Source organism: Acinetobacter sedimenti, assembly GCF_022601685.1.
In the GTDB taxonomy this organism is placed as follows: domain Bacteria; phylum Pseudomonadota; class Gammaproteobacteria; order Pseudomonadales; family Moraxellaceae; genus Acinetobacter; species Acinetobacter sedimenti.
Map to the genome: position 1 here is coordinate 46,190 of NZ_JAKUML010000010.1, position 20,346 is coordinate 66,535.

The 20,346-nt window shown below is 40.7% G+C and carries 21 protein-coding genes and 1 pseudogene; 15 read left to right on the forward strand and 7 right to left on the reverse strand.

The genetic code is table 11. The features are described 5' to 3' along the window. The first annotated feature begins 3 nt into the window (after positions 1 to 3). The 6 genes from cyoC (at position 4) to rplI (ending at position 3,133) form a co-directional block, all read left to right on the forward strand. On the forward strand, positions 4 to 627 hold the full coding sequence (gene cyoC, locus MKI79_RS07525) for a cytochrome o ubiquinol oxidase subunit III (protein ID WP_241571593.1): 624 nt from the start codon (positions 4 to 6) through the stop codon (positions 625 to 627). Then, positions 624 to 947 carry a cytochrome o ubiquinol oxidase subunit IV gene (gene cyoD / locus MKI79_RS07530; RefSeq protein WP_241571595.1) on the forward strand — a complete coding sequence of 108 codons (324 nt, stop codon included), beginning with the start codon at positions 624 to 626 and terminating at the stop codon, positions 945 to 947. Before cyoC ends, cyoD begins: the two co-directional genes overlap by 4 nt. 9 nt (positions 948 to 956) lie before the next feature. After that, the gene (cyoE, locus tag MKI79_RS07535; protein ID WP_241571597.1) at positions 957 to 1,835 is read left to right on the forward strand and encodes a heme o synthase; all 879 of its coding nucleotides are present in this window, start codon (positions 957 to 959) and stop codon (positions 1,833 to 1,835) included. A gap of 211 nt (positions 1,836 to 2,046) precedes the next feature. Beyond that, on the forward strand, positions 2,047 to 2,439 hold the full coding sequence (gene rpsF / locus MKI79_RS07540; RefSeq protein WP_241571599.1) for a 30S ribosomal protein S6: 393 nt from the start codon (positions 2,047 to 2,049) through the stop codon (positions 2,437 to 2,439). 11 nt (positions 2,440 to 2,450) lie between these two features. Further along, positions 2,451 to 2,678 (forward strand): 30S ribosomal protein S18, encoded by a 228-nt coding sequence (gene rpsR, locus MKI79_RS07545; RefSeq protein WP_092615240.1) that lies wholly within the window; start codon positions 2,451 to 2,453, stop codon positions 2,676 to 2,678. An 8-nt stretch (positions 2,679 to 2,686) separates the two neighbouring features. Continuing rightward, positions 2,687 to 3,133 (forward strand): 50S ribosomal protein L9, encoded by a 447-nt coding sequence (rplI, locus tag MKI79_RS07550; RefSeq protein ID WP_241571601.1) that lies wholly within the window; start codon positions 2,687 to 2,689, stop codon positions 3,131 to 3,133. A gap of 182 nt (positions 3,134 to 3,315) precedes the next feature. On the opposite strand, the gene ahpF is transcribed toward rplI, so the two are convergent. Next, entirely contained in the window at positions 3,316 to 4,881 is a 1,566-nt protein-coding gene (ahpF, locus tag MKI79_RS07555; protein WP_241571603.1) for an alkyl hydroperoxide reductase subunit F, read from the reverse strand. Positions 4,882 to 5,139: 258 nt separating this feature from the next. Between ahpF and trmB the strand changes: the two genes are divergently transcribed. Beyond that, positions 5,140 to 5,943 carry a tRNA (guanosine(46)-N7)-methyltransferase TrmB gene (gene trmB, locus MKI79_RS07560; protein ID WP_241571604.1) on the forward strand — a complete coding sequence of 268 codons (804 nt, stop codon included), beginning with the start codon at positions 5,140 to 5,142 and terminating at the stop codon, positions 5,941 to 5,943. Between the two features lie 127 nt (positions 5,944 to 6,070). Then, positions 6,071 to 6,616 (forward strand): 1-acyl-sn-glycerol-3-phosphate acyltransferase, encoded by a 546-nt coding sequence (locus MKI79_RS07565; RefSeq protein WP_241571608.1) that lies wholly within the window; start codon positions 6,071 to 6,073, stop codon positions 6,614 to 6,616. Positions 6,617 to 6,677: 61 nt separating this feature from the next. Here the strand turns inward: MKI79_RS07565 and MKI79_RS07570 are convergent, their stop codons facing one another. Next, positions 6,678 to 7,565, reverse strand: a complete 888-nt coding sequence (locus MKI79_RS07570) for a DUF4349 domain-containing protein (RefSeq protein ID WP_241571612.1) — start codon at positions 7,563 to 7,565, stop codon at positions 6,678 to 6,680. 87 nt (positions 7,566 to 7,652) lie between these two features. Then, positions 7,653 to 8,282 carry a glutathione S-transferase N-terminal domain-containing protein gene (locus tag MKI79_RS07575; protein ID WP_241571616.1) on the reverse strand — a complete coding sequence of 210 codons (630 nt, stop codon included), beginning with the start codon at positions 8,280 to 8,282 and terminating at the stop codon, positions 7,653 to 7,655. A gap of 243 nt (positions 8,283 to 8,525) precedes the next feature. Between MKI79_RS07575 and MKI79_RS07580 the strand changes: the two genes are divergently transcribed. The 4 genes from MKI79_RS07580 to MKI79_RS07595 all read left to right on the forward strand — a co-directional run bounded on the left by MKI79_RS07580 (position 8,526) and on the right by MKI79_RS07595 (position 11,645). Beyond that, positions 8,526 to 9,272: a YebC/PmpR family DNA-binding transcriptional regulator gene (locus tag MKI79_RS07580; protein ID WP_241571618.1), complete on the forward strand. Its 747-nt coding sequence runs from the start codon at positions 8,526 to 8,528 to the stop codon at positions 9,270 to 9,272. Positions 9,273 to 9,441: 169 nt separating this feature from the next. Further along, on the forward strand, positions 9,442 to 10,044 hold the full coding sequence (locus MKI79_RS07585; RefSeq protein ID WP_241571621.1) for a DUF1287 domain-containing protein: 603 nt from the start codon (positions 9,442 to 9,444) through the stop codon (positions 10,042 to 10,044). 122 nt (positions 10,045 to 10,166) lie between these two features. Further along, entirely contained in the window at positions 10,167 to 11,084 is a 918-nt protein-coding gene (locus MKI79_RS07590; protein ID WP_241571625.1) for a LysR family transcriptional regulator, read from the forward strand. 174 nt (positions 11,085 to 11,258) lie between these two features. Then, positions 11,259 to 11,645, forward strand: coding sequence for a hypothetical protein (locus MKI79_RS07595; RefSeq protein WP_241571629.1), 387 nt, complete (start codon positions 11,259 to 11,261; stop codon positions 11,643 to 11,645). 96 nt (positions 11,646 to 11,741) lie between these two features. Here the strand turns inward: MKI79_RS07595 and rhlB are convergent, their stop codons facing one another. The 3 genes from rhlB to MKI79_RS07610 form a co-directional block, all read right to left on the reverse strand. Beyond that, a complete protein-coding gene (rhlB, locus tag MKI79_RS07600) occupies positions 11,742 to 12,893 on the reverse strand; it encodes an ATP-dependent RNA helicase RhlB (RefSeq protein ID WP_241571633.1) in 1,152 nt (383 codons plus the stop codon). Between the two features lie 218 nt (positions 12,894 to 13,111). Then, positions 13,112 to 15,241: a DNA polymerase III subunit gamma/tau gene (gene dnaX, locus MKI79_RS07605; RefSeq protein ID WP_241571635.1), complete on the reverse strand. Its 2,130-nt coding sequence runs from the start codon at positions 15,239 to 15,241 to the stop codon at positions 13,112 to 13,114. Between the two features lie 141 nt (positions 15,242 to 15,382). Beyond that, a complete protein-coding gene (locus MKI79_RS07610) occupies positions 15,383 to 16,144 on the reverse strand; it encodes a Nif3-like dinuclear metal center hexameric protein (RefSeq protein ID WP_241571759.1) in 762 nt (253 codons plus the stop codon). A 144-nt stretch (positions 16,145 to 16,288) separates the two neighbouring features. On the opposite strand from MKI79_RS07610, the gene pyrC reads away from it, so the two are divergent. The 3 genes from pyrC to MKI79_RS07625 all read left to right on the forward strand — a co-directional run bounded on the left by pyrC (position 16,289) and on the right by MKI79_RS07625 (position 19,578). Further along, positions 16,289 to 17,335 (forward strand): dihydroorotase, encoded by a 1,047-nt coding sequence (gene pyrC, locus MKI79_RS07615; RefSeq protein ID WP_241571762.1) that lies wholly within the window; start codon positions 16,289 to 16,291, stop codon positions 17,333 to 17,335. Position 17,336: 1 nt separating this feature from the next. After that, positions 17,337 to 18,032 carry a ribonuclease T gene (gene rnt / locus MKI79_RS07620; RefSeq protein ID WP_241571638.1) on the forward strand — a complete coding sequence of 232 codons (696 nt, stop codon included), beginning with the start codon at positions 17,337 to 17,339 and terminating at the stop codon, positions 18,030 to 18,032. Between the two features lie 154 nt (positions 18,033 to 18,186). Continuing rightward, positions 18,187 to 19,578, forward strand: a complete 1,392-nt coding sequence (locus MKI79_RS07625) for an amino acid permease (RefSeq protein ID WP_241571641.1) — start codon at positions 18,187 to 18,189, stop codon at positions 19,576 to 19,578. Between the two features lie 88 nt (positions 19,579 to 19,666). Here MKI79_RS07625 and MKI79_RS07630 read toward each other — a convergent pair. Beyond that, positions 19,667 to 20,288: pseudogene (locus tag MKI79_RS07630) on the reverse strand (LysE family transporter). Between the last annotated feature and the right edge of the window lie 58 nt (positions 20,289 to 20,346).

Sequence of the window (20,346 nt, forward strand, 5' to 3'; positions counted from 1 at the left end):
ACAATGGCTGAAGTACTTCATCACGACAACCACGGACACGATGATCATCACGAACATGATGATACTGATCTAACGGTCTTTGGTTTCTGGACTTACTTGATGAGTGACTTGATCTTATTCGGCACACTCTTCATCGCTTTTGCTGTATTGAGCACACACATTCCACCTGGTACACCAAGTGCGAAGGATTTGTTCGGTGACTCTTTAGGATTTGTATTGACTGAAACTATGGCACTTTTGATTTCATCAGTGACCTTTGGTTTTGCAGTATTGGCTCGCTACCGTAATGATGTTGGCGGTGTATTGAAGTGGTTAATGATTACATTCTTCTTTGGTGCAGCGTTCATCGGTATGGAGCTTTATGAGTTCAATCACTTAGTACATGCAGGTCATGGTCCGAGTACAAGTGCATTCTTATCTGCATTCTTTACTCTAGTTGGTACACACGGTATTCACGTGACTTCTGGCTTGGTGTGGATGTTGGTGTTAATGTACCAAATCAAAAAGAACGGTTTGACATTACCAAACACACGTCGTTTGGCATGCTTAAGCTTGTTCTGGCACTTCCTTGATATCGTATGGATTTGTGTGTTTAGCTTAGTTTACTTAGGAGGAGTTCTCGCATGAGTCATGATGTGAATAATCCTGGTGCTGCGCACGGTAGCTTTAAGCAATATACAATCGGGTTTATCTTGTCTATCATCCTGACCCTCATCCCTTTTGGGATGGTCATGGCTGGTATGACTGGTGGTCTTGTCATTGCGACGATTGCGATTACTGCGATTGCACAGGTACTCGTCCAGTTGGTGTTCTTCCTTCACTTGAATGGTTCTGAACAACAGCGTTGGGATTCGATTGCCTTTATCTATACCATTTTGACCATTGCGATCTTGTTGATTGGTTCGGTATGGGTAATGACCAACCTACATGCGAACATGATGATCTAAACGCTTGTCATGTTTAAAAAGTATTTATTCCTGACCAAACCAGGGATTCTATTTGGTAATTTCATTACCACTTTGGGCGGCTTCTTTTTAGCCGCCCAAGGTTCAATTGATCTCCCCTTTTTGCTCCTTACGCTACTTGGTACGACTCTTGTCGTGGCATCTGGCTGTGTCTTTAATAATATTATCGACCAAGATATTGACCAAAAAATGCAGCGTACTCAAAATCGTGCTTTGGTCACCAAAGCGATTTCTGTGCCTATTGCATTTATTTACGGCTGTATACTTGGCATACTTGGCTTTGTGATTTTGTATTTTTTGGTCAATCCATTGGCTTGCTTATTCGCAGGTATTGGTTTTATCGTTTATGTTTTTCTATATAGCCTATGGACGAAGCGTAGTAGCATTCATCAAACAGTCATTGGCAGTATCTCTGGTGCTTGCCCGCCTGTGATTGGTTATACAGCGATTACTGAGCAGTTCGATTTTGCCGCTTTAATCTTATTACTTGGTTACGCATTTTGGCAGATGCCACACTCTTGGGGCATTGCAATCTATCGTTTTCAAGATTATGCCAATGCGAATATCCCAATCCTACCTGTCGCTCGCACAATCAAACGTACTAAAATTGAATCGTTAATTTATGTGGTTTTATTTTTAATTACGATGAATTTGCTTTATGTCTTTGGCTATACAAATATTTGCTTCGCAATTGCTTTAAATGCGATCGGCTTATATTGGATATATCTCAGCATCAAAGGCTTTAAAGCTGATGATGATCAAGCTTGGGCAAAACATTATTTCTTATTTTCAGTTCAGTTTATCACTGTATTGAGTCTGAGCTTTTACTTTACAGCGATCTCCCCTGCACCGCATTTACCAATATTTTAAGTCGTATCTTTTTTAGATTAGATGCTTGATGGCTAAGTTTTAGTGTGGGAATTTTCTTGTATTTTTTATTGCGAAGCAGTAAAATTTGCGCTTCGCAATTTGCGACATAACATGTCAAACACAATGTTTGAAAGTTATGACTCCTTGCTTCTAAGCGTTTTAAAAATTCTTTTGAACGGATTAGGGGCTGTTTAAACCGTAAGGAGCTGACATGCGTCACTACGAAATCGTGATCTTGGTTCATCCAGATCAAAGCGATCAAGTTGTTGGTATGGTTGAACGCTATATCGCACAGATCAAAGAAGCTGGTGGTCAAATCCACCGTCTAGAAGATTGGGGCCGTCGCCAATTGGCTTACCCAATTAACAAAATTCATAAAGCGCACTACATTTTGATGAATGTTGAATGTGGTCAAACTACGCTTGACGAATTAGAAGAATTGTTCCGTTACAACGATGCAATCATCCGTAACTTGATCATCCGTCGTGATGAAGCAATCACTGAAGAATCTTTGCTTGCTAAGAGTGCTGAAGAAAAACGTGCTCGTAAAGCGCAACGTGAAGACAATCAGCCGTCTCATCAAGACGAATCTGTTGAAGGATAAGGAGAACACACATGGCACGTTTTTACCGTCGTCGTAAGTTCTGCCGCTTCACAGCTGAGAACGTTACATACATCGACTATAAAGATATCGATACTCTAAAACAGTACATCACTGAAAACGGCAAGATTGTTCCTAGCCGTATCACTGGTACTCGTGCTCGTTATCAACGTCAATTGGCTCTTGCGATCAAGCAAGCTCGCTACTTGTCATTGATTCCATACACTGACAACCATAAGTGAGGTGATCTGTGGACGTTATCTTATTACAACGTATTGTTAACCTTGGGAAGCTTGGCGACAAAGTATCAGTAAAAGCTGGTTACGGTCGTAACTTTTTGATTCCTCAAGGTAAAGCTGTTGCTGCAACTGAAGCAAATACAGCTGCATTTGAAGCACGTCGTGCGGAACTTGAAAAGCAAGAAGCTGAAGTATTGGCTACTGCTCAAGCTCGTGCTGACCAATTGAACGAAGTAAATATCGTGATCACTGCGAAAGCTGGTGATGAAGGTAAACTCTTCGGTTCTATCGGAACGCGTGATATCGCAGATGCTTTGACAGCTGCTGGTCTTGAAGTAGATCGTACTGAAATTCGCTTGCCAAATGGCGCACTTCGCCACACTGGTGAGTTCCACATCGCAGTTCAATTGCACCACGATGTGACTTCTGAAATTTTAGTAACAATCGTTTCTGAATAATTTATTTATTCCTAAATGATTGACAAAAAAGACATATGCTTGCATATGTCTTTTTTGTTGCTTAATTCTCGAGTTTTGCTAAAGTTTTGTTTGTAAAAGCATACATAGTAAAAACCCAAAACCATTACCATGATTTTGGGTTTTATTTTTGAATTACTTTTTACCAAACACTCAGTGCAATATTACTGCCCTGAACGAATCATATAGTCAAAGGCGCTGAGTGACGCTTTAGCACCTTCACCAGTCGCAATGATGATTTGCTTATACGGCACCGTAGTACAGTCCCCTGCGGCAAATACACCTTGCACATTGGTTTCGTTACGGTCATTGACCACGATCTCACCACGCGGGCTAAGCTCGACCGCACTGTCTTTTAAGAAGTCAGTATTTGGCAACAAGCCGATCTGTACAAAAATACCTGCAAGCTCCACGGTATGCTCTTGATCTGTAGCACGATCTTGGTATTTCAAAGCCGTCACTTGTTGCCCATCACCGATCACTTCTGTACTCAGCGCATTCAAAATGACTTCGGTATTTGGCAAGCTATTGAGCTTATTTTGCAAGACTTGATCAGCACGGAGTTTGGTATCAAACTCGATCAAGGTCACATGCTCAACAATTCCTGCAAGGTCAATCGCAGCTTCCACACCAGAGTTACCACCACCAATCACCGCAACACGTTTACCTTTGAACAATGGGCCATCACAGTGTGGGCAGTACGCCACGCCACGAGTCGCATACTCATTTTCACCAGGTACACCCATCTTTCTCCAACGTGCACCTGTCGCCAAGATCACGGTTTTTGATTCCAGTTTTGCGCCATTTTCAAGCTCAACTTCAACCATGCCATAAGTGGTTTGATCGGCACCTGTAATTTTGCTAACTTTTTGCAAATTCATGATATCGACATCATAGTCTTTGACGTGTGCTTCGATATCGGCTGCGAATTTCGGCCCTTGGGTTTTTTGTACTGACGTAAAGTTTTCAATGTCCATGGTATCCATGACCTGACCACCGAAGCGTTCAGACACGATCCCTGTCGCAATGCCTTTACGTGCTGCGTAGATCGCCGCTGTTGCGCCTGCAGGACCACCACCGATCACCAACACATCAAAAGCCTCTTTAGCATTGATCTTCTCTGCGTCTTTACTGGCAGAGTCGGTATCCAATTTTGCGACGATCTCTTCCAACGTCATACGACCTTGACCAAATTGTTCTTCGCCTTTGAATACCATTGGTACAGCCATGATTTTGCGTTGTTCAACTTCATCTTGGAAGAATGCACCGTCGATCATGGTTGCTGTTGCATTTGGATTGTAGATTGCAATCAAATTCAACGCCTGCACGACATCTGGACAGTTGTGACAGCTTAATGATACGAACACATCAAAGTCACCTGATAAATTTAAACCTTTGATTTGATTTAAAACTTCATCAGACACTTTTGGCGCATAACCTGAGACTTGCAATAATGCCAAGATCAATGAAGTAAACTCATGACCCATCGGCAAACCAGCAAAGTGCACACGTGGTTGCTCACCGACTTTGGCAATGGCAAAACTCGGCCGACGTGTATGTGTACCATCAAAGCGTGCGGTCACTTGATCTGACAGCTCAGCAATCTCAGTCACGAGCTCTTTGATTTTGGTCGCATTATTCGATTCATCGAGTGAAGCAATAATTTCAATCGGTGATTCCAAACGCTCTAAATAAGTTTTTAATTGTGCTTTAATGTTTTGCTCTAACATCGTCAAACTCTCCAAATGTCTAAAATGTATAGGGTTAAAACTTTTCAATGAGGCTATATTATGCTGTTTTTGATGATTGGTAAAACAGAATGATTTTATCAATACAATCGGTTTTTTAGATTTTTATAAAAATAACGATGAAATAACCGATTAATGTTGAATACGCCATTTTACGATGATTTCTCTACATTTGCACAAACGAGCAGATACTTTTAGAATAGCGCCCACTTTATCGTTTGTCATTAGCGCATCTTTTCCATGTCAGATCAAAATACCTCACCACTTATCCCGCAAAGTGCGCCACCTGTTTCCAACACACCACAAAATGTGCTAGAAATTCGTGAGCAAATCGCTGCCATCAAAAATCTTGATGAATTGACTGAGCATCGTGAAATTGTGACGTTTATGCGTCGCTCTTCACCGCTGAATACCTCACAGCGTACAGCACTCGAAGATTATCAGCATTTAATTCTTGATCAACATGCTGAAGCGTTACAATCTGGTGATCTGCGTCTTGCCTTTGCTCATCCTGAACGCCCTTTAACTGTGGAAATTGGCTTTGGTATGGGGCGCTCGCTGGTAGAGATGGCGAAAGCCAATCCTGAACGTAACTATGTCGGCATCGAAGTACATGTGCCTGGGATTGCGCAGTGTGTCTATGAGGCAGGGCTTGCAGAAATTGACAATCTACGTGTCATAGATGGCGATGCAATTAAAATTTTAACGGCAATGCCTGACAATAGCATCAACTGCATCCAACTGTATTTCCCTGATCCGTGGCAAAAGAAACGTCATTACAAACGTCGTTTTGTCGTACCAAAACGTATGGCATTGGTGGAAGAAAAATTAGAAATTGGCGGGACTTTTCATTCTGCAACCGACTGGGAACATTATGCGGCGTGGATGCTTGAAGTGCTTTCAAGCCGTGAACGTCTGAAAAATCTTGCAGGTGAAGGTAATGCTTTCCCTCGCCCAGATTGGCGACCAATGACCAAGTTTGAACGTCGTGGGCTGGAAGAAGGTCATGTGATTAATGACTTTATTTTTGAGAAATTGAAGTAACACTTATCGCTTGACAACTGCGCAGCTAAATCAATGATTTCTGCGTTTTTGTCACTTTATCACATTGCTTAATACACATTAGGCACATGATAATATTCACGAATTCTACTTTGTATTGTGTACATCAATGAAAAAATGGATTGGAAAAACGATCTTTAAACTTGCAGGATGGCAGTATCAAGTCGATGAAAGTCTACTTGAAGATAAACAAGTGATCATCGGCTTTGAACATACATCAAACTTAGATGCGATACTCGCCTACTCGATTTTTGGGATTCTTGATCTCAAAGCATATGGCTTAATCAAACAAGATTGGTTTCGTGGTCCCATGAAACCGATCATGACGAAGCTTGGTGGCATTCCAGTCGATCGCAGTAACAATAAAGATGTCGTCGGTCAAATGGTCGATGTCTTTGCGCAACATGAAAAGTTTACTTTAGTCATCGCACCAGAAGCGACTCGTGCGAAAAATGGCGTAGAACGCAAACCGATTCGTACAGGATTTTGGCATATTGCCAAAGCAGCCAATGTACCGATTGTATTGATCTACGCACATGCCAAAACCAAGAAAGGCGGTCTATTCGCCAAGATTTATCCGACTAATTTACACAGTGATTTGATCAAAATCAAACAACATTATGCAGAACTTGGGATAGATGTGCGGATTGAGTAATCCGCACTGTTTTAAATCTGAAGTTAATTCTCAAATTAAACTTCAAAAGAACACTGGCGAATTAAATATTCGCCTTTTGTTTTTTCGCTCGAATCACTCGAAAAACAAAATAAAACACCAATAGCACCACATACGCAGGCCAAATATAAAATAACCACAGAATGAGCGCTTTAAACATTTCAAACCCATCTTGTAAGGCATACCAAATCCGATGATGGAAAGCATCTTGATGCGTTGCCACCACCTCATCGAGATTCATATCTTGACGTTGACGTAGTTCAGGCATTTGGAAATAAGTCAGATGGATCGTGCTGTATTGCAAGCGATCTTTTGCTTCTGATTCAGTCAGTTGTTGTAATTGTTGATCAGTTTGTTCTGATACGTTATTAGTACGATCTGCTGTATTTAGACGTTGTTCTAAAAGCTTTAATTGATAGCGTTTTGCCTCATATGACTGTGCATCAAAATATTTCATCATCGCAGGCAAGGCATTTAAAAAGTTTGCGACTTCGGCATTTGGTACACGTACCGTAATACTTGTGGTTGGGACAATCTTCTCAAAAATGGTCACTGTACCATCGTTATGATTTTTACGACGATAATCATTCACTTCATATCGTAGCTCTCTTGCTTCGATATAGCCTTTGTGGCTTGCGAGTTGTTGTTCAATTTTCGCTGTAGTGCTTTGAATATTCTCTACTTCAAAACGTACCGTCGCCGACTTCACCAATTGTCGTGATTGTTCGAGCTGTTGTTGTGTATCGGAAACCAGTTGCTCAGGATTCTCTATATTTTCTCGGTTCATGTCCGTAGCGGATACCGCCGAAGCTGCTGACTCTGAAACCGCATCGCCACTCGCATATTCACTAGGCTTACTACACGCCGAAAGGATCAGTACCGTACTTAATGTAGCGACAGTCAACGCATTAGTCGTTTTAATCGTATTCATCATTTTTCTCTTTTATAAATTTTGGCTTTTATAAACCATCTAGGAAAACACTTTAATTGTCATAGCAATGCTTTTCAATGTAATCCGTCATACAGAAATGGCTAATGCTTTTTGCACTGCTTCTCGTGCGTAGATACGTTCAAAATAACTTTTCACATTTACAAAATCATTGAGATCAATATTTTGCCATTCATGAGTCAACATCCACGGAAAGATCGCCATATCTGCAATCGAATACTCACCTTGACCTTGTCCTGCCACGAATGCACGATTTTGCAAATGTGTATTTAACACACCATACAAGCGTTTGGTTTCTGCTTGATAACGCTTGGTTGGGTATTCAAGTCGTTCAGGTGCAAACTTAGAAAAGTGATGATTTTGCCCAAGCATCGGACCAAAACCACCCATTTGCCACATCAACCATTGTTCCACTTGAATCCGTTTACGTTCATTTTGCGGATAAAACAGCCCTGTTTTCCGCCCTAAATATTGCAAAATCGCACCCGATTCGAAGATTGAGATCGGCTGACCATCAAAGGTATCGTGATCAACAATCGCTGGAATTTTATTGTTAGGGGAAATTTTTAAATAGTCAGGATCAAACTGATCATTGGAGAGGATGTTGATTGGATAAATTTTATAAGCCAGTTTCATTTCTTCCAAAGCAATGGAAATTTTATGTCCATTTGGCGTGCCCCAATAATATAAGTCGATCACAAGATTGCTCCATCTGAAATTTTTCCACTTGTTCTCAGCAATTTATAGCATGCAGTGTTGAACCACACAATTTTCACTACAAAACTTCTATACAACTTTTTTCAATACGAGCAGTCGCAGTTCTAACGATAAAAAGCGCACCGTGCTATTTTCAAAAAATCCTGCGCTATGCTAAGATTTCGCCACATTTTTTTATTCAACATTTTTATTCAGTAATTGATTTAACGTCGGAGTACTTTTCACATGGCGGGTCATTCAAAATGGGCAAATATCAAGCATCGTAAAGCAAAACAAGATGCAAGCCGTGGTAAGGTATTTACCAAATATATTCGTGAGATTGTCACTGCTGCAAAGCTTGGCGGTGGTGACGCTGCAAGCAACCCTCGTCTGCGTGCTGTGGTGGAAAAAGCCCTCTCTGTCAATATGACACGTGATGTGATTAACCGGGCCATTCAACGTGGTGCAGGTGGCGAAGACAATGACGACTTAAAAGAAGTGACCTACGAAGGTTATGGCGTTGGTGGTGTTGCGGTGATTGTCGAAACCATGACAGACAATCTAAACCGTACTGTACCTGATGTACGCCACTGCTTCTCCAAAACAGACGGTAATTTGGGGACGAATGGCTCTGTATCTTTCTTATTTACCAAGCGTGGTGAGATCAGCTTTGAAGATGTATCGCTTGAAGATCAAATCATGGATGTGGCTTTAGAGGCAGGCGCAGAAGACATCGAAGTGTCTGAAGATGGCATCCTCGTCATCACGACACCTGAAACATTTGGTACAGTACAAGATGCTTTGACAGAAGCAGGCTTAAAGTCTGACAACGCTGAAGTCGTGATGAATCCTTCGACTAAAGCTGAAATCACCGACATTGATCAAGCGAAAAAAATCATAAAAATGATTGATATGCTTGAAGATTTGGATGATGTACAGAACGTCTATACCAATGTTGAGTTTAGCGATGACGTGATGGCTGAGCTTGAATAATTTGTTCTATTGATTTTAATATCATTGATTGAAATAAATGAAACGTCACACTGGTGGCGTTTTTTTATCGAGTGATTAAAGTAAATCTCTACAAAGCTGTTTATGACTATTTTCTTAATATTGATAAAATAAATAAAGAACTACAAATTCACTCTGTGTAGACAATGTAATGACAATATTTAAAAATTATCCTCGGTACATTCTATTTTTGAGTCTGACGTGCTTGAGTTTGATTTTAAGCACTTTCAGCTATGCAATCTCTGCCAATCAGTTGGTTAAAGATGCTCGCAGTCAAATTGGCCAAACACTAACCTATGATCCTGCTTATACACGTTTAAGCTATCCAATGGGCGATGTGCCAATACAAAAAGGTGTCTGTACTGATGTCGTGATTCGTGCTTTACGCAAGCAAAATATTGATCTGCAAAAAGTCATTCATGAAGATATGAAGCGAAATTTTAATGCTTATCCAAAACTTTGGGGATTAAAAAATACCGATCGTAATATTGATCATCGCCGTGTTCCAAATATCGCCAAATATATGACGCGTCAAGGTTATAGTGTACAGAAGAGCCCTTTCAAAACCGCATTATTTAAAGCGGGTGATATCGTCACTTGGGATTTAGGTCGTGGTTTGGTACACATCGGTATCGTGTCAGATCGAAAATCTTCGACGCAAGTACCGCTGATCATTCATAATATTGGACGTGGTACACAGGAAGAAAATATTTTATTGCAATATAAAATTACAGGTCATTATCGCATTCCATAAATTGAATCTAGATAGAATTGAACCTTAATAGCATTGAATGAAACATTAATTGAATTCAATTCACTGCATCTATGCTAAGATGAATATTATTAAATATAAATTTTATCTGTTGAATTTTCATCATGCTAGAACTTCGTCATCTGCGCACACTTAGCGCTCTACGCTATCACGGTTCATTGGTTGCCGCAGCCAATGAGCTGAACCTTACACCATCTGCGATTTCACATCAGCTGAAAGAACTTGAGCATTGGTACGATGTAGAAATCGTGAATCGGCGCAGTCGTCCCCTACAATTCTCTACCGTTGGTTTGCGACTGCTTCAACTTGCCGATGATATTTTACCGCAAGTACAACTCACTCAATCTGATATTACTCGTATTGTACATGGGCAAACTGGACGAATTATTTTGTCTTCCGAATGTCATAGTTGTTTTGATTGGCTCATGCCACTGCTCAATCAATATCGACTGAACTATCCCGATGTGGATTTGGACTTTGCTTCGGCTTTTGAGGTGAATCCGCATGAGCTATTGCAAAATAGTGAGTTTGACTTACTCATCACCGCTGATCCAATTGCATTGAAAGGCATTGAGTATTTCCCCATATTTGAATATGAATCTCGGCTCGTCTTGGCGCATACACATCCTTTAGCACGTAAGGCTGACATCACGCTACAGGATTTGAGCGAAGAAACCTTAATCACCTATCCTGTCGATAAACATCGTTTGGACATCATGGCGCATATATTTATCCCTGCGAATGTTCAACCAAAGCAAATTCGCACCACCGAACTCACGCAAATGCTGATCCAATTAGTCGCAAGTGGTCGGGGAATATCTGCTCTACCTGATTGGGTGGTCAATGAATATGAGCAAAAAGGCTGGGTGACAAGTCGCCGTTTTGCCTTTGTATCAGACAACGGCTTGCGTCGTACTTTATATGCAGGCTTTCGCAGTGAAGATAAGCATAAAGAATACTTCGCAGGATTTTTACAACAGTTAGAAAAATTCTCGAAAAAACGAGAATGTTATTATGATTAACTACGCTTTAAGACTGCACTTTTTAACTGTGATATAACACTTTGATGCTCTAAAAAATAATGGAGATCTACTTACAGCAATCTACTGATTCATCATCATTTTTCATACATGAGCAAGTAAAGCAAACGGCATAATGATGTAAATCAATGAATTTTAAAAAATGAGGTATTGCATATGCAAAATTTAGTAAAAACGCATTCACGCAAATGGGTCGTTGGCGCAAGTGTGCTATCTATCGTAGCACTCGTTGGCTGTCAAAGCACTGAAACCACAACACTTGCAATGCAAAAAGAAAATAATCAATATCAAATCACAGGCATTGGTAAAGATAAACTCACTGCACAAAACAACGCAGTCAAAGCCGCACAAAAAACCTGTAGCCGTGGCACATCGCCAGTCGTAACCAACGAAGCTGTGCAATACAACGGTGTCGTCGATGAAAAAACTGGGAAAATGATCAATCAGGCAGGTACGATTGCAGGTGTCTTAATAGGTAAAAATGTCAACATCAGCCAAGATACTGACTATCAAGTGACACTAGATTTTTATTGTAAGTCTTAATTGACTTGATTCTCATGTTTGGGTTGGCTAAAAACTTTATAAAAAGAAAAGCGTATTGATTTCAATACGCTTTTTTTAAAAACCATCAAATAGATATTAACAATACCCATCAAGCCGTGTCAGTGGCAACTTCTGCCCAATGGCTTTTTCAATATTCGGCAAGTTAAAGGCATCATCCTCCGATAAGAAGCTGATACTTACACCTTGCTCGCCTGCTCGACCTGTCCGTCCAATGCGATGTACATAATCATCCGACTGCTCAGGCAAAGTGAAATTCACCACATGCGACACGCCATCAACATGAATCCCACGCCCTGCAACATCAGTCGCAATCATGATATTGATATTACCTTTCTTAAAATTATCCAACATCTTGGTGCGTTTATCTTGTGAAATCTCACCAGAGAGCATGCCAACCTTGTAACCATCTTTTTTCAGACGATCGAATAGACGGCGCACTTGATCACGACGATTAGCAAAGATCATCACTTTTTCGATTGGCTCATTTGCTAAAACATCTTCGAGTAAACGATATTTGTCCGAATTCGACACCATATAGACACGTTGTTCTACGTCGGCATTGGTTTTGTTTTCAGGTTCGATCTCAACGGTGATCGGCTCAAATAGCCAGCGATGTGCTAGATTCAACACATCAATATTAAAGGTCGCAGAGAAAAATAAGGTTTGGCGGCAATCTTTTGGCGGAGAATAACGCACGATTTTTTTCACTGCAGGAATAAAGCCCATATCGAGCATTCGATCGGCTTCATCAATCACCAAAAATTCGATCTGATCGAGCCACACTTCTTTTTGTTCAACGAAATCGATCAAACGACCTGGCGTTGCCACCATGATATCTACAAAATTTTGATCAAGACGCTTTTTCTGTACATCAAAATCCACACCACCAAGCAAAGTGACGATATGCAAATCAGTAAATTTGGTGAGTTCTTTGGCATCACTTTCGATCTGCAAAGCAAGCTCACGAGTCGGCGCAAGAATTAAAGCACGAGGTTCACCACGAAAGCGATCTTGTTCAATCGGATTATTGAGTAAATCATTGATAATGCTGATTAAAAATGCCGCAGTTTTACCCGTACCAGTTTGTGCTCGACCAATCGCATCGTGTCCACCCAAAGTATATTGAAGTACCTTGTCTTGAATCGGCGTCATATGGGTGTAACCCAACGCATCAATTGCACGTTTGAGTTTTGGGTGTAGCTGTAATTGGTCAAATCCACGGGTCATAATTGAGTGCTTTTGCGACCAATAAAGGTCTTGTCCTTTGAATTAAATCGAGAAAATTCAGAATGATTTATTAATGATGCGCAACAAACGGAAGTCACATCAATAAAACTTCGGCATTATACGCTGAAATTTTGCATGATGGGTTTTATTTCAGCGTTAACTTTTTACACACTAAAAAGTTACCTCCATTTTTGAAGAGCGAATTTAAAGATGGTAGCTTAGGTTTTTAATTTTAAATCAACCAATTCCGCTTGAAATTGTGCTTGCAACTGTTTCACCACATTTTGCGAACGAATCTTCTGTTCTGCCACATCATAGGCATTTTGCTTACGCTGTTGTTGTAACTGAATCGGACTATGTGAATCAAGCACTGTATCGCTCAGTTCTAGCTGCATATTTAGATTTAAAGCTGTTAAAGCATCTTTTAAATCAGGCAAAAAATTCTGCAACATATTTAAGTAGTTGGCTTCGATATGTAGCGTACTTTTGCCTGCAATCTCACCTTGCATCACACCACGTTGCGCCAACTCTTTTACTGCGGGTGACAATGCCGACTGACGAATCCAATAATCCCATTTCGCCACATCCCACTCACCTTCTAAAGTTTGCACTTGAGGTTGTAATAAGGTGCGTGGATCATCAACATTCAGTGTTTCGATTGGATTTAAAACAACAACTTCTTCTTTCTGTGAAATGGTCTGTTCTTGAATAACTGCTTGATCAACCGTTTCTTGGGTATCTATTTCTTCTTGAAAATCATCTTGTTGAATTGGTTCTGCTTGAACTAATTCAGGTTCTAATTCTTCCTGTTGAATTTCTTGAGCGTGTATTAATTCTTGCGCTGTTTCGTTCTGCTGAATCGGTTCTTCAACACCTGTTTCAGATGAAATTTCGGTTTGCGCCTTAAGATTTAATTCTGCTTCACTTTGCGTAGTATCAGTAGAAGATTCAATATCCTGCGTCTGCGTTAATTCAACGTCATGATTTGCTAATTGTTGATTTTGTAATTCATTATTCACTAATTTTTGGTTTTCTAATTCCACATTTTCATTTGTTGATTCAATGTGCTGTTCATGATCAAAATCATTATTTTGATCTGTAATCTGTTCTGAAATATGTTCGTTGACTTGAGAAGTTTCAGTAATTTTCTGATTTAAATTTTGTTCAATTTTTGAATTTTCTACACTATGCTGAACAGTTGAATTTGTAACTTTATTGACGTCAGTATTTTCATCAATTGTTGGCTGAATCACTTCATTAACGGACAATGGACGAAATGCCAATAGTCGCATGATGCACATTTCAAAGCCTTGCTCTGGTGTCAAAGCAAGGCTCAAATCAGATCGCCCTTGCACAGCGATTTGATAATATAACTGCAAATCTTGCGCTTGGATTTGCTTTGCCAACTTTATTTTATAATCGGCATTTTGTGCAGTCTGTGCATTATTCACATCGCCCAAAATTTGTATCACCGCCAATTCATGTAGGATTGAAATCAGTTGCTCTAACACATGTTGGACATCAATCGCTTGCTGACGCATATGTTGCACCAACTGCGCTACAACACCTTTTTGATTTTGATGAATCGCATCTAATAAATCAAAGACTAAAGTTTGATCAATCAAGCCCAGCATGTCGATCACATCTTGCGTTGCCACCTGACCTTGACCATAGGCAATCGCTTGATCGGTCAAAGACAAAGCATCACGGAGCGAGCCTTGAGCAGACTCGGCGAGTTGCCACAGCGCATCGGACTCATGTTCGATCTGTTCCGTATTTAGAATTTGATCAAGATGGTGAAAAATTTCATCTTTGGCGAGCGGTCGTAAAGTAAATTGCAAACAGCGAGAAATCACCGTAATTGGTAACTTCTGCGGATCGGTGGTCGCAAATAAAAATTTAACGTGTTCAGGCGGTTCTTCTAAGGTTTTTAATAATGCGTTAAAGCTATGCGTGGACAGCATATGCACTTCATCGATCAGGTAGACTTTGTATCGACCTTGCGTCGGTGCATAAGGTACATTTTCAAGCAATTCTCGAGTATCTTCAACACGAGTCCGTGACGCGGCATCAATCTCGATCAGATCAATAAAGCGCCCTGCATTGACCGATTTGCAAACATTACATTGCTCACAAGGCGTTGCGGTTACACCCGTTTCACAGTTTAGACACTTTGCCAAAATCCGCGCAATGGTCGTTTTACCTACGCCACGAGTCCCAGTAAACAGATAGGCATGATGCAAACGCCCTCGTGACAAAGCACTGCTTAATGCTCTAGAAACATGGCTTTGTCCCACCAATTGACTAAAATTTTGTGGACGATATTTGCGTGCAAGTACCTGATACATGGGTGATCCTTAAGTAAGCCTGCTTAGCATACCTTGTTTTTCATTCGCTTTCATCAATAATGATTTTGCTAAAATCAAAACCAACAGTGTAATGACAAAGAAATTTCATCAACATTACTTTGAGATGACTTTTAGTTAAGTTTAAATTGGATTCGGCAATTCAATATAATAATGATGCGTCAATTGAAATTGCTTAACTAATGCTTCTGCTAGTCGTTGTACACCATAACGCTCCGTGGCATGATGACCCGCAGCGAAATAATCTACATCATATTCCAAAGCTTCATGATAAGTACGCTCACTCACCTCACCCGAAATATAGGCATCACAGTCTAAAGCCGCTGCTTTATATAGGAAATCTTGCGCACCGCCTGTACAAAAGCCAACTTTTTGAATAGTCGATTTGCCTGATGCAATATGAATCGGCTGTTGCTCTAACACGTCGATAATTCGCTGATTAAATTGATCAGGAGTCAATGCCGTTTCTAGTTCACCGACATTCCCGATTGGGAAACGCTCTGAACTATCCAAAGCACCTGTGATGTGAATACCTAATAATTCTGCCAAAGCTGCATTATTACCCAGCGTTGGGTGTGCATCGAGTGGTAGATGATAAGCAATTAAAGACACATCCGCTTGCATCAGTTGTTTGATGCGTTTGCCCTTAATTCCTGTCAAAGGGCTAGGTTCGCCTTTCCAAAAATAACCATGATGTACCAAGAGCGCATCAGCTTTTAAGTCCAGTGCTTGCTCAATCGCCACTTGAGAAGCCGTAACACTACTTACCAAAGTTTGCACTTCAGCTTTGCCTTCGATTTGCAAACCGTTTGGGCAATAATCTTTAAACTGCGAAACCTGTAAAGTCTGCTCGCACCACGCCAATATTTCTGTAAGTGTCGCCATTTTTTCAATCAAAATATTCATAAAACTTGTTTTCAGTCTAACAAGAAATAGCCGAAATAACTGCAAACTTTTCGCACAATACACTTAGGAAATTTAAGGATTTTGCTTTATCATGTGCGCAATTTCATTTGTGGTATGAACGTCTTGGATAGCATCACTATTTTACAACCTGATGATTGGCACGCACATCTTCGTGATGGTGAATCGTTGAAACGAACAGTACCTGACCTCGCCCGTCAGTTTAATCGTGTGATTTGTATGCCAAATTTGGTGCCACCAGTAAAAACAGTGAGCGAAGCGCAAGCATATCGTGAACGTATCATGGCGCATGTGCCTGAAGGTGTGAATTTCGATCCACGGATGGTGCTGTATTTCACCGATCATACCGTACCTGATGAAGTAGCAAAGATTAAAGCTTCAAATGAAGTCAATGCGATTAAACTCTATCCTGCGGGTGCGACAACAAACTCCGACAGTGGTGTCAGTGATATTCGCAAGGTCTATCATGTTATTGAGCAGCTTGAAGAACACCAAGTACCGCTTTTACTTCATGGTGAAGTGACACACAATCACGTCGATATTTTTGATCGTGAAAAACGCTTTCTCGATGAAGTATTGACCCCTTTATTACGTCAATTCCCAAACTTAAAAATGGTACTTGAACACATTACCACAGCTGATGCAGCCAACTTTGTCTTAGAACAAGGTCGTAATGTCGCAGCAACGATCACACCACAGCATTTATTGTTTAATCGTAATGATTTATTGGTCGGTGGCGTGAAACCGCATTTCTATTGCTTACCAATTTTAAAACGTCAAAGTCACCAAACCACCTTGCTTGAAGTGGCAACCAGTGGCAATCCAAAATTTTTCTTAGGCACAGATTCTGCACCACATGCGCAAAGCAAAAAAGAAAATGCGTGTGGCTGTGCAGGTTGTTATAGTGCGCCATATGCGATTGAGCTATATGCCCAAGCCTTTGATCAAATGGGTAAAATTGAAAAACTTGAAGGTTTTGCAAGTCACTTTGGCGCAGACTTCTATGGTCTAGCTCGCAATACTGATACCATCACTTTAGTGCGTAAACCACAAACCATTGCTGAGCGTATGGATTATTTGCCAAACGATGACATCATCCCGCTCCATGCAGGACAGACGATAGACTGGTCTGTTGTTTCGGGGGGAAGTTAAAATGAGTAATGAAAATCAAGCTGTACAAAGTCAAAACGAAGCTACCAATAGCAAATCTAGCAATGAAATCCCTCTGATTGGACAGCGTTTTCGTGGGTTTCTACCAGTTGTTGTCGATGTAGAAACAGCAGGTTTTAATGCACAGACTGATGCACTCTTAGAAATTGCCTGTATTCCAATTGTCTATGATGAACATGGACAATTTACGCAAGGCGAAGCTTTTCAAGCACATATCAATCCTTTTGTAGGCGCAAATCTTGATCGTCGCTCGCTGGATTTCACTGGAATTGATCCGTTCAATCCGATGCGAATGGCAATGGCAGAAGATGAACGTGACGCATTAAAACGTATTTTTAAATCATTAAATACTATTCGCCGAGAACAGCAATGTACGCACTGCGTGCTTGTCGGTCACAATGCGCATTTTGATTTGGGTTTTTTACAAGCTGCAATTGCTCGCACAAGTACGAAGAATCAAAATCCATTTCATAGTTTTTCTGTTTTTGATACGGTATCGCTCAGTGCTGCTGCATTTGGGCAAACTGTTTTGGCACGTGCATGTATTCAGGCTGGGATTGAGTTTGATGGTAAAGAAGCACATTCTGCATTATACGACACCCAGAAAACTGCCGAATTATTCTGTCACTTAATGAATAATGCGATTCAATATACGCCTGCTCAGCAACAAGAAATTTAAAAATTTTTTTCATCATAATTCAAATAATGTTTTTTTGCCGAAAATTGATCCATACACTGTCAATTTCGGCAAATTTTCCCAGTGAATTGCAGTCAAAACTTTATTCTTAATAAAACTGCACCTACAATAGATTCCTTTTTCGTTTGAATCATAAATGTCGAATACAGCTACTCCACAATTAAAACGTGCCATGCAACGACGTCATTTGGTGATGCTCTCACTAGGCGGTGCGATTGGTACAGGCTTATTTTTAGGGTCTGGTGAAGTGATTTCCCAGACTGGCGCTATCGGCGCAATCATCGCTTATGCGCTTGGTGGTTTGATCGCTTATATGGTCATGTTGTGCTTAGGTGAGCTTGCTGTACATATGCCAGTGGCAGGTTCATTTGGTGCCTATGCAGATCGTTATATCAATCCAGCCACAGGCTACATGATCACGTGGATGTATTGGCTGACGTGGACTGTCACACTAGGAACGGAGTTTACTGCTGCTGCACTACTCATGCAGGAATGGTTTCCACATGTGTCGATGTGGATTTGGACGATTATTTTTGCGGCGACGGTCTTTATTTTGAATGTCAGCTCAACACGTTTCTTTGCAGAATCTGAGTTTTGGCTGGCAATCGTCAAAGTTGTCACAGTCATCGTCTTTATTCTGCTGGGATGTTTGGCGATCTTTGGTATTTTGCCAATGCAAGGCTACGATACTGCACCACTATTTAGTAATCTAACTGCACATGGCTGGTTTCCTGAAGGCTTAGGGCCAATCTTTGCAACCATGCTCGTGGTGAATTTTGCATTCTCAGGCACAGAGTTGATCGGTGTTGCTGCAGGTGAAACAGAAAATCCTGAAAAGAATATTCCTAGGGCGATCAATGCGGCGATTTGGCGATTATTAATTTTCTTTGTTGGGACGATTGTCATTATTAGCGCCCTGTTGCCGTATCAAGCCACTGCTGTCGATAGTGCGCATGGACTAAGTCATAGTCCATTTGTCAGCGTATTTTCACGCATCGGTATTCCTTATGCAGAAGATATTATTCGCTTTGTCATCATCACGGCATTGCTTTCAGCTGCCAACTCAGGGCTTTATGCTGCATCACGCATGCTATGGTCATTATCCGATCAAAATAAATTACCAAAAGTCTTCTCAAAACTTTCACGTTCAGGTACACCGTTGATCGCCATTATGGCAACGATGATGGGTGCTCTGCCGGGATTGTTGTCTGAGTTTTTTGCACCTGAAGCGATCTTTGTAAATTTGTTGAACATCGCCGCTTTCACGATGGTCATTGTGTGGATTTCGATTTGTATCAGTCAATTCAACTTCCGCCGTGAGTGGTACAAGGCAGGTAAAACTCGACAAGAGTTGAAATTTTCAGCGCCACTTTATCCAATTGTTCCGATCTTGGGTGGTATCTTCTGTGTGATCACTGGCATGAGTATGGCTTTTGACCCAAGTATGCGTGCAAGTTTTATTGGTTGTATCGTGATTATGCTGTTGTGCTATGTGCATTATTACTGGCGCGTCAAGCCAAGTCATTAAGTAGCATTGAGCCTAAGTCCTTATTCAAAAAAATGCGAGTTTGATTACTCGCATTTTTTATGGAATCCTTAATTTTTTTAGCATTGAATTACTTCTGACCTAAGAGGTACAAGCCGAATGCGGTAAAAATACCACCAGAAAAACCATCAATCCATTGCTGTGCTTTTTCATAAGCTTGCTTAAACTTAGGGATTGAGAAGATAAAAGTCACAGCAAAAAACCACAAAAAAGTTTCAACCGCTACAATCACAAAAAGTAAGCCATGCAAATCATCCAAAAAAGGATTATTTAAGAAAAGTGAAAATACACTACCGAAATAGATCACTGATTTTGGATTAGCAGATTCGTCAAAAAACCTTGTAAAAAGAAACGCCAAGCGGATTGAGGGAAAGTTGGAATGTGCATTGTACGATTCGCATCTTGCTGAGCAAATGCTGAACGGAGCATCTGATAGCCGAGCCAACACAAATAAATCCCACCTGCGACAAAGAGTAATCTTTTCAGCCAATGTACTTGCTCAAATAAAATATTTAACCCCAATAATGCCAACATCGCCCAAATCATCACACCCAGCGTAATCCCTGCTACGACCATTAAGCTATCACATCGAGAGCGACTAATCGCCGTCTGAGAAACTAAAAAAAATCAGGGCCAGGAGTAATTAATGCGCAAAAGTGAATAAACACTAAGGTCGCTAAGGCAATAAACATCGCTTCCTCAACACATCTATAAAATAAAAAATCGTAAAAACAAAACGGTCTAAATGAC